This is a genomic window from Psychrobacter sp. CX10 (assembly GCF_057621575.2).
On record NZ_CM177736.1, the window covers coordinates 2,792,499 to 2,807,881 of the forward strand.

At 41.4% G+C, this 15,383-nt stretch carries 14 protein-coding genes; 9 read left to right on the plus strand and 5 right to left on the minus strand.

Annotated elements, in window-relative coordinates; all coding sequences use genetic code 11:
- Positions 1–51: 51 nt before the first annotated feature.
- Positions 52–486 carry a hypothetical protein gene (locus AC21OH_RS11320; protein WP_486535220.1) on the minus strand — a complete coding sequence of 145 codons (435 nt, stop codon included), beginning with the start codon at positions 484–486 and terminating at the stop codon, positions 52–54.
- A 314-nt stretch (positions 487–800) separates the two neighbouring features.
- On the opposite strand from AC21OH_RS11320, the gene hisB reads away from it, so the two are divergent.
- The 4 genes from hisB (at position 801) to AC21OH_RS11340 (ending at position 3,350) form a co-directional block, all read left to right on the plus strand.
- Complete coding sequence (gene hisB / locus AC21OH_RS11325) at positions 801–1,427, plus strand: imidazoleglycerol-phosphate dehydratase HisB (protein WP_486535219.1); 627 nt, start codon at positions 801–803, stop codon at positions 1,425–1,427.
- A gap of 3 nt (positions 1,428–1,430) precedes the next feature.
- Positions 1,431–2,066, plus strand: a complete 636-nt coding sequence (gene hisH, locus AC21OH_RS11330; protein ID WP_486535218.1) for an imidazole glycerol phosphate synthase subunit HisH — start codon at positions 1,431–1,433, stop codon at positions 2,064–2,066.
- An 85-nt stretch (positions 2,067–2,151) separates the two neighbouring features.
- On the plus strand, positions 2,152–2,394 hold the full coding sequence (locus AC21OH_RS11335) for a hypothetical protein (RefSeq protein WP_486535217.1): 243 nt from the start codon (positions 2,152–2,154) through the stop codon (positions 2,392–2,394).
- 218 nt (positions 2,395–2,612) lie between these two features.
- A complete protein-coding gene (locus AC21OH_RS11340; protein WP_487369849.1) occupies positions 2,613–3,350 on the plus strand; it encodes an SDR family NAD(P)-dependent oxidoreductase in 738 nt (245 codons plus the stop codon).
- A gap of 289 nt (positions 3,351–3,639) precedes the next feature.
- On the opposite strand, the gene AC21OH_RS11345 is transcribed toward AC21OH_RS11340, so the two are convergent.
- Positions 3,640–4,617, minus strand: a complete 978-nt coding sequence (locus AC21OH_RS11345) for a DMT family transporter (protein ID WP_487369848.1) — start codon at positions 4,615–4,617, stop codon at positions 3,640–3,642.
- Between the two features lie 336 nt (positions 4,618–4,953).
- Here AC21OH_RS11345 and AC21OH_RS11350 point away from each other — a divergent pair, with 336 nt between their 5' ends.
- Entirely contained in the window at positions 4,954–5,304 is a 351-nt protein-coding gene (locus AC21OH_RS11350; RefSeq protein ID WP_491139748.1) for a hypothetical protein, read from the plus strand.
- 77 nt (positions 5,305–5,381) lie between these two features.
- On the plus strand, positions 5,382–5,801 hold the full coding sequence (locus AC21OH_RS11355) for a PACE efflux transporter (RefSeq protein ID WP_487369846.1): 420 nt from the start codon (positions 5,382–5,384) through the stop codon (positions 5,799–5,801).
- Positions 5,802–5,932: 131 nt separating this feature from the next.
- Here the strand turns inward: AC21OH_RS11355 and acnA are convergent, their stop codons facing one another.
- On the minus strand, positions 5,933–8,767 hold the full coding sequence (acnA, locus tag AC21OH_RS11360; RefSeq protein ID WP_491139750.1) for an aconitate hydratase AcnA: 2,835 nt from the start codon (positions 8,765–8,767) through the stop codon (positions 5,933–5,935).
- 639 nt (positions 8,768–9,406) lie between these two features.
- Here acnA and AC21OH_RS11365 point away from each other — a divergent pair.
- Complete coding sequence (locus tag AC21OH_RS11365; RefSeq protein WP_487369844.1) at positions 9,407–11,017, plus strand: GMC oxidoreductase; 1,611 nt, start codon at positions 9,407–9,409, stop codon at positions 11,015–11,017.
- A 498-nt stretch (positions 11,018–11,515) separates the two neighbouring features.
- Here AC21OH_RS11365 and AC21OH_RS11370 read toward each other — a convergent pair whose 3' ends face one another.
- On the minus strand, positions 11,516–11,884 hold the full coding sequence (locus AC21OH_RS11370) for a hypothetical protein (RefSeq protein ID WP_487369843.1): 369 nt from the start codon (positions 11,882–11,884) through the stop codon (positions 11,516–11,518).
- Positions 11,885–12,055: 171 nt separating this feature from the next.
- Between AC21OH_RS11370 and lplA the strand changes: the two genes are divergently transcribed.
- Together lplA and AC21OH_RS11380 are read left to right on the plus strand one after the other, a co-directional pair.
- Positions 12,056–13,060 (plus strand): lipoate--protein ligase, encoded by a 1,005-nt coding sequence (gene lplA / locus AC21OH_RS11375; protein ID WP_487369841.1) that lies wholly within the window; start codon positions 12,056–12,058, stop codon positions 13,058–13,060.
- Between the two features lie 254 nt (positions 13,061–13,314).
- The gene (locus tag AC21OH_RS11380; RefSeq protein ID WP_486535207.1) at positions 13,315–13,695 is read left to right on the plus strand and encodes a hypothetical protein; all 381 of its coding nucleotides are present in this window, start codon (positions 13,315–13,317) and stop codon (positions 13,693–13,695) included.
- Between the two features lie 106 nt (positions 13,696–13,801).
- Here AC21OH_RS11380 and AC21OH_RS11385 read toward each other — a convergent pair whose 3' ends face one another.
- Positions 13,802–15,121 carry a hypothetical protein gene (locus AC21OH_RS11385; RefSeq protein ID WP_487369840.1) on the minus strand — a complete coding sequence of 440 codons (1,320 nt, stop codon included), beginning with the start codon at positions 15,119–15,121 and terminating at the stop codon, positions 13,802–13,804.
- Positions 15,122–15,383: the final 262 nt, after the last annotated feature.

A 15,383-nucleotide genomic window follows, 5' to 3' on the forward strand; every position in this document is an offset into this window, starting at 1 on the left:
ATACAAGTCTATTATATTTACAATAGTAAATTGACAGGCTTTTATTAATAGTTATCTCTTAACCCGAATCAGCTCATATTCGCTCATGATTTGATGAATTTGAGTATCAGCTGGCATAAATTGACACACACCCTTTTTGACTTCTTTGTCGTAGACCAGCTTAATAAATTTGGCGTCAATACCGCGGTTCACATTTTCTGGATGCATGGCTAGATATTGCAGTCGTTTGGTATCTGTCTGGCCATCATCAAAGCAACCGACAGCAGCAATGGGCTTATCATTAAACATGCCCACATACATAAGGTTGCCACGTTTAAAGGCAGTTTCAAACATAGCCATCACTGCATGAGCATCCGATAAATTACCCATATTGGCGTTATCGGCTGCATATAGTTTGGTAATGCGCTCACGCAGCTCGTTATCGTGAGTGGTCTCACGCATAATGGGGGCGTCAAAAGAATTAATGGCAACGGCTTCTAAAGGCATAGTAAGGCTTCCAAAATTAGCGTAAATAAGGACTAAATTAAAATAATATCAGTATTTTAGCAAACTATCGGCGTTTATAGACTGTAAATATGGCTTAAAAGTGGTGTGTTTGTTATCATCCATATCATATTGTTTGACTTAAATTTTTATCTATAGTCAAAGAACTACTAAACGGTTACGGCGTTAACCTCGCTAAGCCTACATGAGTAGTACTTGCACTCGGTTGCCTTGTAACCATTTTAGACTTCTTTGACTATATTATTTATATTGGTTGTTCTTTATTAGCGAGCCAATGATTAGTGAGCCTTATTGCCATGACTACTGAAATAAATTCAAATCCAGCCAATCGTCCAAATCGTATTGCGAGTGTAGAGCGTAATACGGCTGAGACGCAAATTAGTGTGTCAGTTAACCTAGATGGTACCGGACAAGGGATTATAGATACCGGCGTGCCATTTTTAGATCATATGATCGACCAGATTAAACGTCACGGGCTGTTTGATCTTGATATTACCTGCAAAGGGGATACTTACATCGACGATCATCACAGTGTCGAAGATACAGGCATTACGTTGGGTCAAGCCTTTGCCAAAGCATTGGGTGATAAAAAAGGCATCCGCCGTTATGGTCATTTTTATGCCCCACTTGATGAGTCTTTAACCCGAGCAGTCGTTGATATTTCAGGGCGCCCTGGTCTGCATATGGACATTCCATTCACCCGTTCACATGTTGGCAGCTTTGATGTCGATCTATTCAGCGAATTCTTCTATGGGTTTGTCAACCATGCATGGATGACGGTACATTTAGACAATCTAAAAGGCGTTAACAGTCATCACCAGATTGAGAGTACCTTTAAAGCTTTTGCACGTGCGCTACGCATGGCCTGTGAGTATGATGAAAGAGCGTTGAATACGCTTCCTTCTACCAAAGAGGCGCTGTAGCTAATGACCAAAATTGCACTTTTAGATTACGGTATGGGCAATCTACACTCAGCTAGCAAAGCATTGGCAGCGGTGGGTGCCGAGGTGTCTATTACAAATGATCCTAAGATTATTAGAGCGGCTGACAAGATTGTGTTCCCAGGTGTTGGCGCCATGCGAGACTGTATGGCTCAAATGCGTGAAGAGGGCATTGATGAGGTGGTAAAAGAGGCGGTATTTAATAAGCCAGTGATGGCAATTTGTGTTGGTATGCAGGCGCTGTTTACTGAATCGCTAGAGTTTGAACATACTCAATGCCTAGATATCATACCGGGTCAGGTCGTCAGATTCGAAGATGACTGGACGAATGAGCAGGGCGAACGCATTAAAATTCCGCATATGGGCTGGAACACCATCTCGGGTATGGATGCAGCTCATCCGCTGTGGCAAGGTATCGATGAGCACGCACATTTCTACTTTGTACACAGCTATTACTGTGCCCCTGAAGATGAGTCTGTGACGGCTGCTGTTTGCGATTATGGTCAGCCATTTTGTGCCAGCGTAATTAAAGATAATCTATTTGCCACTCAGTTTCATCCTGAAAAAAGTCACAATGATGGTTTACAACTACTCAAAAACTTTGTTGAGTGGAACATATAGCTTCAAAAACAAAAAGCTTTAAAAACAAAAGGCTATAAAACCAAGGTTTAGGACTATCTGGTAGAAGAAAGCAGGATAAAGGTATATGCCAACTTATTATCTATATCTGGTCTTAGCCGTACTGCAAATTGTATTTGCTTTCACTTCCTATCCTGTCTCTTTTAAAAATAAGCAGCGGGTCATGATGATACTGCAATTTGTTCTAATTGCAGTGTTGTTCTTTGATGGGTTTTATAGCCTATTCACCGCCACCTCCTACGATAGTTATATCACTATTCCTTGTGTACTAATTATCTTGCTATTACCTAGATTTAGACCCCTTAACTGACCTATTTTAGTTTACTCACCTCCTGTTATTAATTACATAAGCTTACTTCGAGGCCATACTCCGGTACTAGCGTCATTATAAAATCGTTGTTAATTTTGATATGGCATAAAAACTATATGACATAAAAAGCATATGACATAAAGAGCATATGAGAAGAAAACAACGAATAAGCGCTTATATATGCAGCTATTAAAATTAAATATAACAAGGAGCAACTTATGAAACTTCAGGATAGAGTAGCTATCGTGTTTGGCGGTACTTCAGGATTAGGGGAGGCCACAGCAAAAGCCTATGCCAATGAAGGCGCAAAAGTGGTTATCGTAGGTCTAGAAGAGTACGCGGGTAATCGTATTGTAAATAAATTAAAAGATAATGATCAACCCTCCTTATTTATACAAGCAGACGTTACTAATCAAGCAGACATAGACAAGGTTGTCGATAAAACATTGGAAACCTTCGGTCAGATAGATATTTTATATAATGGCGCGGGGATTCATGATGCCTATAAAACCGCCACAGAGCTTGAGCTTGATGAATATGAAAAATTAATGGCAGTCAATGTCACAGGACCCTATCTGGCCTCAAAAGCAGTTATTCCACATTTTATTAAACAAGGAAGTGGGGTAATTATTAATATTGGTTCGCAAGCGACGCAAATGGCAGGTCCAGGGGGCTCTGCATATGTGACTTCAAAGCACGCCATTGCTGGTTTTACCAAACAGTTGGCATTTGATTTTGGCTCAAAAGGAGTTAAGGTCAACCTGATATCTCCTGGGTTTATTGAGACTCCGATGACAGAAGGTATTGAAGATGAGCGTCTAAATAATATACCTGCCAAGCGGGCGGGCAAGCCAGAAGAGATTGCAGCGTTAGCGGTATTCTTAGCGTCTGATGACTCAAACTATATGCACGGTGCCAACGTATTTATGGATGGCGGTTGGACTTTAGGTCGATAGAAAGAACTGTGAAGCGCTCATATCGATGACATTTAAGATATTGATGGTGTTTAAGATATTGATATTGTTTAAACTTTTCTTGGATTAATTTTTTAGAAGATTAATGATAGAAAAAGTATTGATGCTATCAATCAAAGCTCATGCAAGCTCTTTGTAAGTCGGTAGTGGGGATTACTAACGTAACGCCCACTTTTTTGGTTATATAATATAGTGCTGTATTTGTATTGTGTAACCAGTCTAAAGACTGTCTTTTTACTAAATTCGCGCAGTGTAAAAGAGACCAACTCATTTATTTAACATTATCTTTTGAGGCGACTAAGCCTTTAAGCGATAAGTTTAATGATAAATAAGTGCCAACTAGGATGACTATTGAGCCAACAATTGCTGCCATATCTAGTGCTTCGCCTAATAATACAAAGCCAAGTAATATCGCAAAGATAGGGATGATCAGCGTTATGCTTGTGGCACGCATGGCCCCAATGCTTTTAATCAGTTGATTCATGAATATCAGGGCAATGGCTGTCGAAAAGACACCAATACAAATGACAGATACCCAAGCTTGCAAACTGATCTGCTGACCAACAGGAAACTCATAGATAGCTATCGGTAGCATCACAACACCCGCTATGATCAGCGACCCAGACGTAATCGCAATGGGAGACAAATGCTCTAAATAATTGCGTGTCAAATTTGCACCAATAGCGTATCCAAGGCTTGCAAATAAAGCAATCAATATCGGTGTTAGCCCTGATTCAAAAGCTCCTGATTCAAGCGCTCCTGAATCTTCAGCTTGTGATGTTAATTCATGAGTTACCGAGCTTGAGACTGCGTATAGGTTAGGGAATAAGTGTTCGCTCATTAAAATGATTACGCCCATAATACCAATAATCAATCCGATAGACTGTTTGCGCGTTAATTTATCATTAAAAAATACACTGGCAATCAATCCGCTCATCATTGGAACAGACGCATTGAGTACAGCCAGAACGCCTGCGTTAATAGTCTGGGCGGCATACGAATATAATGTAAAAGGGATAGCTGCCGTACAAATACCTACGATGGCTAGCATTTTGATATGGTGTTTGATGCCTTCTCTGTTTTTAAAACTCATTAGTACAAATACCAGCATCGTAATCGCTGCAAAAACCACACGCAGACTGGCGAAAGAGAGTGAGCCAAATTCGGGCACACCTATTCTATAAAATATAAAAGACAGAGACCACATAAAGGCAAGCGAAATAAAGATTAGCAGATCACGTTTAGTCATTGTTAGCTCAAGCAGCATATAAAAAGGTATAACAGTAATACATGGATATTATGGTAAGAATGGGTACGATAAAGAGAGGCGGCTTAAAATGGATACGATTAAAATGTCAGTAGCAGTAGGATTTAGTGATAGAGGCAATGATAGGTATATGCTTTAAAGAATCAATCCCTTGCTCTTTATATATTTATTCATAAACAATCCACAGCCTAGTATAACAGTGTTACGTAGAATACCTATTTATTACTGAATTTTAAGCAGCTGCATTTAGAGTTTATCAATTATTCAAGCGTATCAATACGTGATAATAGAATCATAACCTGTTAAAAAAATCATATTTTGTATCGGATATTACCAGTGGACTTTCAACGGTTTAAATTAAAAATTATGGGAATGACAGGGCTTGAAAGAGATGCCCTGCATATCTATGTGGGTATAGGGGTGTTTGTTATAAGTTTACTACTTACCCGACCTATTATTCAGCGACATATCACAAGGTTAAATATTGCCTTATTCGTCTCCGTGATGTTTGCTTTGGCGGGTGAGTATTTAGACTTGAGCGTTAATTATCCAAATCTGACTGGCGACCATCTTCGAGCCAGTATTCATGACATTCTCAATACTTGTTTTTGGCCGGTTGTCCTCTATGTCATAAACCGCTGGACACCCCTATTTGATAAACATTATTAAAATCATTAAAAAGATGGGGTGTTACATTTGAAGATTGGTCCTCAATTATTGCAAGCTATTCACCATAAGATATAAATATGCGCAAAACGTCAGACCGGATCCGTCATGCTGTAGGCTTTGAAATTATAGGGCTATTGTTATTTGCTCCACTCGCCAGCTGGGCATTTGGCTTTCCATTACATGACATCGGAGTGATTACTATCGCAGCCTCTATCGTCGCCACAGTATGGAATTATTATTATAATATCTTATTTGATAAAGCCATGCTTAAGGCAAGAGGGTCCGTACATAAGACAATTCCCATACGTATCTTACACGCCGCCTTATTCGAAGGGGGGTTGTTACTATTCTTCTTACCTATAGTCGCTTGGTATCTCAAGATTAGTTTGTGGCAGGCCTTTATCATGGATATTGCCATGGCGATATTTTATCTGGTTTATGCGTTCTTTTATAACATCGCTTACGACAAGGTTTTCCCAATTCCAGACACACCCTAATATTAAAAAGACAGTGTTAAACTAAGACTATTGTAGAAACAGTATTAAAAGAACAGTAATGCAGACAAAAAAATGCCTGACAATGAGTCAGGCATTTTTTATTAGATTAAATTATTGAGTAATGTAATAATTTAAGCATGTTCTTGAGCAGCAAGTTGACGCAATACATAATGTAAGACACCACCATGACGCACATATTCACGCTCTTTTGGCGTCTGTAGCATCACGTTCACCTCAAAGCTTTCAGTACTACCATCGGCACGTGTTGCGGTGACAGTAGCCGTCTTACTTTCACCATTTTCAAGACCAGTAATGCTCAATACTTCTGAACCATCTAGGTTATATGTATCTGCATTTTCACCGTCTTTGAAGGTTAATGGCAGCACACCCATACCGACTAGGTTAGAGCGGTGAATACGCTCAAATGAGCCTGCTAATACTGCTTTTACGCCTAATAAGATAGTCCCTTTAGCAGCCCAGTCACGGCTAGAGCCAGTACCATATTGCTCACCGCCTAGGACGACTAAGGTACGCCCTTCATCCTTGTACTTCATGGCTGCATCATAGATGGCCATTTCTTCACTATCTTGTAACGTCGCTTTATCACCACTAAAGTAATAAGTATAACCCCCTTCTTTACCACCCATCATTTGGTTTTTGATACGAATATTCGCGAACGTACCACGCGTCATTACTGCATCATTACCACGGCGTGATCCATAGCTATTGAAGTCTGCTTCCAATACACCACGCTCCTGTAAGTATTTACCTGCTGGAGAGTCTGGATCAATATTACCCGCAGGTGAAATATGATCAGTGGTAATAGAATCACCAAATAGACCTAAAATACGCGCATTCTGGATGTCTTTAATCCCTTCAGACTGCATGGTCATATCATCAAAGAATGGTGGATTTTTGATATAAGTAGAAGCGTCGCTCCAAGGATACAACTGACTGTCGGCCGAAGAAATTGCGTTCCATTCTGAGCTACCATCGAAGACTTCGCCATAGTTCTTATGGAACATATCAGCATTGATATTTTGAGCAATCAGCTCGTCAATTTGTGCGGTGGTAGGCCAGATATCTTTTAAGAACACATCATTGCCGTCTTGGTCTTGTCCTAACGGATGTTCAGTTAAGTCAATATCAACTGTACCCGCAAGCGCATAGGCTACTACCAATGGTGGTGAGGCAAGATAGTTGGCTTTAACATGCGAGTGAATGCGCCCCTCAAAGTTACGGTTGCCAGAGAGCACCGAGGTCGCTACCAAGTCTTTCTCTTCAATAGCTTTTTCAATCACATCTGGCAATGGACCTGAATTACCAATACACGTGGTACAGCCATAGCCCACTAAGTAGAAACCGACTTTTTCAAGCTCGTTCATCAATTGGGTTTTCTCTAAATAATCGGTGACGACTTTAGACCCAGGAGCGAGAGACGTTTTTACCCATGGTTTGGCTTTTAGCCCTTTTGCAGCAGCATTTTTTGCGACCAAACCAGCGCCAATCATTACCGCTGGGTTTGAGGTATTGGTACAAGAGGTAATTGCCGCAATGACCACAGAGCCATCGGTGAGCTTGTGCTCTTTGTCATCGATACAGACGGTAGAGAACACGCTTTGCGAGTCTGCCTCGTCTTTAGCGGCATCGTCTTCGGTGTCTACTTCAATAGCAGGCTGCGCGGCGAGATGGTCGGCTTGCTCTTGTTGACCCCCTTCTTGATCAAAGCGTACTTTACCTTTTAGTTCTACCTTACGGTCTTGAGTCATCACATTTAAGGTGTCTTGGAACTTATCGTACATATCAGATAAAGCAATACGTTGATGCGGTAGTTTTGGACCTGCTAAAGAGGGTTCTACGGTGCTCAAGTCAAGTGTTAATGTACTTGAGTAAATAGCATCAGGCGTATTAGCATCATGCCATAGGCCTTGAGCTTTTGCGTATTCTTCAACCAGACTAATTTGATCTTCTTCACGACCAGATAGACGCAAATAATCAATAGCGACTTGGTCAATTGGGAAAATACCACACGTAGCACCATACTCTGGTGCCATATTAGCAATAGTGGCACGATCCGCAAGCGGTAGGCTATCTAAGCCTTCGCCATAAAACTCCACGAATTTACCAACCACACCATGAGCGCGTAGCATTTCAACAACACGCAGTACTAAGTCAGTTGCCGTCACGCCTTCTGATAATTTGCCAGTTAATTCAAAGCCAACCACTTCAGGAATAAGCATAGATGAGGGCTGACCTAGCATTGCAGCCTCAGCCTCAATACCGCCGACGCCCCAACCGAGTACACCTACACCATTAATCATGGTCGTATGACTGTCCGTACCAAATACGGTATCAGGATAAGCGGTAAGTTCACCATTTTGCTCACTTGCCATAACCACACGAGCCAAATATTCTAGGTTAACTTGGTGCACAATACCGGTGGCTGGAGGTACAACGACAAAATTTTCAAATGCATTTTTACCCCAATGCAGGAACTCATAACGCTCATTGTTACGTTTGAATTCAATCTTTTTATTTAAATCTAACGCATCCTCACGGCCATATACATCTACTTGCACCGAGTGATCTACCACCAATTCACTAGGAATAAAAGGATTAATCTGCTCTGCATTACCGCCAAGTTTAACAATGGCATCACGCATAGCGGCTAAATCAACTACTGATGGCACCCCAGTAAAATCTTGCAAAACCACACGTGCCGGCATAAAGGCAATTTCTTTTGAAGGGGTGGCTTTAGCATCCCAATTGGCGACTGCTTCAATATGTTGTTCACCAACAGATTGACCGCCATCTTCATTACGCAGTAGGTTCTCTAATACGATTTTCATGCTGTATGGCAGGGTATTAATATTCGGGTACTTTTTAGCAAGCTTTGTCAAGCTGTAGTAAGCATGATCCTTACCCGCAACTGTTAAGCTGTCTTTTACATTAAAAACATCACTCATAATGGCTCCCTTTTCTTTTTTTTACTTTCAAACAAAGCAGTAAGTAGGTGGCTAACATCCTCAAAAACAAAGTTTTAAGGTCTGTTATTAGTTGAGACTATTAATAACTAACGTCGAAACTGATCATTAAAACAAACAATCCTAGGCTACTATTAATATAGCTGACAATACTGCCACTTAAATCCCTATTTAATGACAGACCTATAACCTTAATATAACTAATAAAACTAATAACGCTAAAAGATACGGCATTCATATAAACTCATAACCGTTTAAAACAATCGTATGTTCTACATTTATAGGGTGAATATAGAGCATAAAATATCATTAGGTATATGACTTATAACATATCAAATATGTGACTTTCACATAAGGGTTAGGCGTATTATCATCGTGGTTAAATCGTAACAACAGACCCTAATATAACTAAACGCGCTAAGCTTTAAATCAATGAGTCAGTACTATGAGCACTAAAAGCAGTTTAGCAAAGTGAACGTGCTATTTATTTACGTTAGTTAAGGAATACAGCAAATAAAAGTTGCTAGACTGATTAAAAATATCTACCTTTCTACCTAACCGCTTGAATTTCATTAGATATACCCTTTTTTAACATCTACTACATTACTCCTTAGGAATCGAATGAAGCGACGTAAATTTATTAAATCAATAGGTCTTGGATTAGGCGCAGCCACTACAGCGGCAACCATGAGTGGCTGCCAGACGTTGGCAAAACCCACTATTGACCCTATGCTGCAATCAAAGCCAGTCAAGCATGCAGGTCACTTTAGTAATATCGTCGTGGGTAGTGGGTATGGCGGGGCGGTTTGTGCGTTGCGTCTTAGCGAGCAAGGGCATGAGGTACTGATTTTAGAGATGGGTATGCGCTGGGACAGAACACCTGAGCATGATACCTTTTGTAAGATGATTACCGCAGATGAGCGCTCAAGTTGGTTTAAAAACTGGCCAAGTGCGCCGATTCCGATTCCACGCCGTATCAAAAAGTATCCTGGCGTACTCGATTTGATTGAATATAATGAGATAAAAGTCTTCGCTGGTCGTGCTTATGGCGGTGGTTCTATCGTTAATGGCGCGATTGCCATTAAGCCAAGACGCTCGCATTTTGAAGAAACCTTTCCTTGGATAGATAGCGATGAGATGTATGGCACTTTTTTTCCAAAAGCCATGACTGCGTTAAAAGTCAGCCAAATACCAGAAGACTTTTTTAATCACACCGAGCATTACGAATATACTCGCGCAGCCGAGCGTCAAGCAGACAAAGCAGGGCTCAAAACCGAATTTTTCAGTAACAGCTACGATTTTGAGTATATGAAAAAAGAAGCCACAGGCGAGGTGTATGCTTCAGGGTTGGGCGGTGAGGTTATCTATGGTAATAATGCAGGCAAGTTCTCTCTAGATTTAACTTATCTAAAAGACGCTGAAGCCACAGGTAACGTTAGCGTCAAAACGTTGCGTAAAGTCAATAATATTGAGCAGCTAGCAAAGGGTAAGTTAAAGCTTGAAGTGCATGAGCTGAATAAAGAAGGCGGTATTGATACTATCGAACACTACACCTGCGACAAGCTATTTTTGAATGCAGGCAGCACAGGTACATCAGAGCTACTGCTCAAAAGCCAAGCAGCTGGCACGCTCAATAATCTCAACGAACATGTGGGTCAGCACTGGGGGCCCAATGGCAATATCATGACTGGACGCAATTTTGTGCATGCAGCTGGAGAGGCTCAATCCTGTATCCCCGTCAAAGGCATTAACATGTGGGATGGCGATAGAGACGGCTCTAAGTACAAGATATTTGCCGAGATTGCGCCACTACCTATGGGGCTTGAGACGTGGACTACCTTGTATTTAGCGATTACGGATAACCCCGAACGTGGCAATTATTACTACGATAAAGCGTCACAATCGGTCAAATTAAACTGGAAACGCTCGCAAAATGAATATTCGGTCAACGCTGCCAAAGAACTGGTTGAAAAGTTGGGCAAAGCCAATGAAGGACGCATTTCGAGCTTATTGTTCAACAGAGGCTTTGGCGACGATTTTTGCTACCATCCTTTAGGTGGCTGCGTGTTGGGCAAAGCGACCGATGAATTTGGACGAGTCAAGGGGCATGAAAATATTTACGTACAAGACAGCGCATTGATACCGGGCAGTGCTGGCGTTAATCCCTATGTGTTTATCACTGGGCTTGCCGAGCGCAACATGAGTTATATTTTGCAGCAGGATTTTGGCTAACAATAAAGCCACTTCTTTTAAACCAGCACCCTCACCGCATAATGCTTCTATAAGACTGTTTTATAAAAGGCGCCCAAGTTGCAAATAGCTGAGGGGTAGAAGGCTGAGCTGAGGGAGCTAATCTCGCCATCCGCTTGTATCTGCCTCGTCAATGGCGTGCGGACTATCGTGACCAGATGCGTTGCTGTTACCTCGACACCCCCTCTAGTCACCGTCCGCATCGCCATTGCCGTCAGCAGGATACCGCTGCTGTCGAGGCTAAACCGCACCTCAATTTTACCCTCAATACAAAAACCTCAAAATCCAATGTAATCCTATGAAACAATCAAAGATGATGTGTTCCCTTAATTTTTCAAGGGGAGGGCTAGAGAGGGGGTGTCGCTTAACGTCATGTAAATTGGCGAGTAGGGTGTCGCCATGCGTACCAAACAGAACCCGATAATCACATTAAATAATAAGTTCTAGCCCAGAGTTTAAATGGATAACATGGATGGATTGTCATTCATGTATCTGAGTGATAGCAACATCTGTTGAGCCTTTACCATCCTCTTTAAAGGTAATGGCAAAGTAGGCAGGATGCTGTTCAGGAGTAGTCACCCATAGTTCACGCCATGTTTTTTCGCCAGTAGAACCAGTTGGATGTTCGATAACAAATGGAGTAATATCATCCAATGGTGTGATGTAACCATTTTCCACCAAAATCAATGCTGTGTCTCTACGTAAGACGTCATTGGTAAATGAGCCTGGTGTTAATTCGGATGATATGGATGCAGAGAGCGGTTGTGAAGGGGCTTGAGCCATAGCAGGTGTCATTACCACCCCTACCAAACTGACGATAACTATAGCGGATGAAAGAGCAAAATTCATGGTTAGTCCTACATGATTGGGCCTAATAGCGGACGGGGCTTTGGGTAGATTGACCTAAAGTCGCTACTCAATAGACCTTTGAATATAAGTTTTAAAAGTATTATTGAGCTTAATTAAACAACATCTTCCTGATAAAAACAACTCAAGATAAAAACAAAAAAGGAATCCATCATGAAACTTCGCATCTTAAAATCAGAAGTCACTAACCCTTGGTTTAATCTGGCGACAGAAGACTGGATTTTCCAAGAGCTTGATCCAGGCTCGCACACCTTATTTTTATGGCGAAATAGCGAAACTGTGGTGCTCGGTCGCTCCCAAAACCCTTGGGTCGAGTGCAAAACTGATAAGATGGAACAAGATGGGGTTTACCTCGCTCGCCGTCAAAGTGGGGGCGGGGCAGTGTTTCATGATTTGGGTAATACTAACTTTACCTTTTTATCTCCAAAAGAAGACTACGACCAAGATGCCAATTTCCAAATCATTATCAATGCCCTAAAAAAGTTGGGTATCGACGCCACTCAGTCGGGTCGAAATGACATGCAAGTGGGCAACCGTAAAATATCAGGCAGTGCATTTAAGCATGCGGTTGATCGCAGTTTCCACCACGGTACGCTATTGGTGGACGCCAATATGCAAAAGCTTGGTGACTATTTACATCCGCACCCATTAAAGCTAAAAGCCAAAGGTATCAAGTCAGTACGCTCACGGGTAGCTAATCTGGTTGAATTCAATGAGACTATCACTCACGAAAGCCTGTCTCAGGCGATTATAGAGGCGTTCTGTGAGTATTATGGGCAAACTGCTGAGGTTGAGGAATTAGATGAAGCCTCATTAAAACAACAACCTCACTTAAACAAATATTATGAGCAAATGGCAGATTGGCACTGGCGATTTGGCAAAACGCCACAGTTTAGCCATCACATCGAAACCCGTTTTGATTGGGGCATTATCGATCTACATATGGATGTTGAACAAGCTATTATAAAAGAAGTGGTCATCTTCTCTGATGCACTTAATGTCGATTTAATCGATGCACTAAAGCAGGCATTAACTCACATCAATTATGGTACCGCTTCAGTAAGATCAGCTCTTGATAAGCTAAAACAAGTCAAGCCTGAGATGGCAGATCAGGTTACTGATTTTGAAAATTGGCTACTGAGCGAGATGCAAACCTAATTACATAAACCAAAAGCAATACATATTAAACGGTAGGGCTTTGCTAATTTTAAACGAAGTCTTACACATAATAACTTAATAATGCGCAGTAGTTCTTTAAAATAGTTTGTAAGCGTATAAATATAGTCGGTAACTACATAACCAATAAGCTTTATTTATCAATGGATTGGGCTATAAATTCCACTATATTTGTAATGAAATAAGATGACTATTAATCATATTTATTAAAATTTAAAATAATAAAGGAGACATATATGTTCGATATTAAATCTTTATTAACAAGATCTGTCGAAAAAGAGCTACTGGATGTGGATGATTATATCTTTATTCCTGAGCGTTACGATTTAGAAATTGATGATGGCGTTTTAAGCTGTGTGCTAAATAGTGATGGCCGTGTAGATATCTTCTTTCAAAAGCATGGTATTACCGATGTACGCTCAGCTGCTCGTAAGCATGCGTATACAGGGTTTGATAGAGAGCTACACTTAGGCCTCTATGACGATGTCATTGAAGATCTAATCAATGACGTTAACAAAATATTAGATGGCAAGTCACGTTATTTCCAACAAGAAGTCGTATTGCCCGCTACAGCAGCCTTAGATAACAAACCATATGTAGATACTGACCATATGTAATACTGTTAATATCTCATAAACCTACCCTCTAGTTTTTCATATTAAAAAGCCAAGTACTTAGCTATGTACTTGGCTTTTATTATCTTAAAGTTTCAGAACGTTGACGTTAATCTTTACACAGTTCCAATGTAAAGCAGGTATCATGCCGCTGTACCAGTTTCACCTCAAAACACAAGCCTTCGACTTTAATCTGATACTTACCGCTTCTGGCACCACGGGTGCGAATAACAATCTCACGAGACACACAGTTCGTACCACCTTCTTCACAAGGTCCAACGTTACCAAAACATATCCCACCGCTTGGGATAACCTCAACTGAAGGCGTACCATCAGGCAGGGTAGGGACCGCCGAGCCATCCTCCATTACGACAGATAGCTGAGCGATACGCACCCCACTAAAAGTAATATTGGAATAGCAATTGCACACTGAGATGATAGCCGTTTCAACGTCATCTGTCTCAAAGCAGTCGCAGTCGCTGTCGCCCCATTTTAGGGAGACGCAAGGGTTAATTTTTGGTATGTCCAACGCATTACATTCTGACCCGCATGCATTACAAATGGCGTTGATCAGTAATTCTACGTATTGCTCTTCACTGACCGGGCCATGATAGGTACTACCCCCAGTAGGATCAGTCATGTTGTCATAGGATGCGACAACACCGGGGCTATTGTCACTGCCGGGCGTTATTTTATGAGCAAATACCACCACGCCATTGGCAACAGCTGCCGCAGTGGCATTGGTTGCAGCCGCATCATAGAATGCCGAATAACCATCAAGTGCCGTATCACTAATATAAAATATTGATTTACACGCCCCCTCTCGCCAATCATAAAAGTTACTAATGTCAGCAATTGAATCGGCCCCTTCTTCACCGGGGTAGGTGCTATCTCCTGCTGGTTGCGGCTCATCTTGCTTAAAAGGACCGGTGCTGCCAATGCCTTCTAAATACTGTTGATGGGTCTGGGTAAAGCTAGTACCAGCAAGGGTAGAGGTAATATCGCCAAGATATCCTGGTGTATTGGCCCCAGATTTTGAACCATCGACAGCAAGCCATGTAACTCGTAAGTCTGATGGACATTCATCAGCGGCTTTGCGCAACGCTTCATCGGCGGCTTCTGCAACGGCTGTCGCAGCAGTGGACATCGAGCCACTGGCATCAATGAGTATGACCAAATCGACTTTAGGCGTGCTAGAGGACGACGAACCGCAGCCGCAGCCTGCCAAGCTGTCTTCACAATGAGTTAAGGCATTAAGCTTGTCTTCATTAAGCTGATTTATTGCTTCATTGACATCTTGTAGCAGACGCTGACAGGTCTCATCGATGCGAGCCACATTACTGTGTTTGCCAGTGTCTTTGGCTTGATTACCATCGGCCCAGTCTTTAGTGACACCTCTGGTGGTGTTTTTTTCAGTACGCTCCTTCATAGTGTTCTCCTTGGTTGCATTAGAGTCCGTCATATTGAGGGATACAACAAAAAAACATATGAAAGACGCTGTGGGTCACTATTTGAGTATACGACTGTAAATTATCAATTAAAAGTGAGTTAAGAGAGACTTTTGTAAATGGTTTTTATCAGTGCTCCCATGAATAATAGTGCCAAATCTTGGCGTATTTGAAAGCTGTAAACTTATAGTCTTAATTTAAATACCCTTAATACTAATTGTGTATTATATTAATACCTATTGA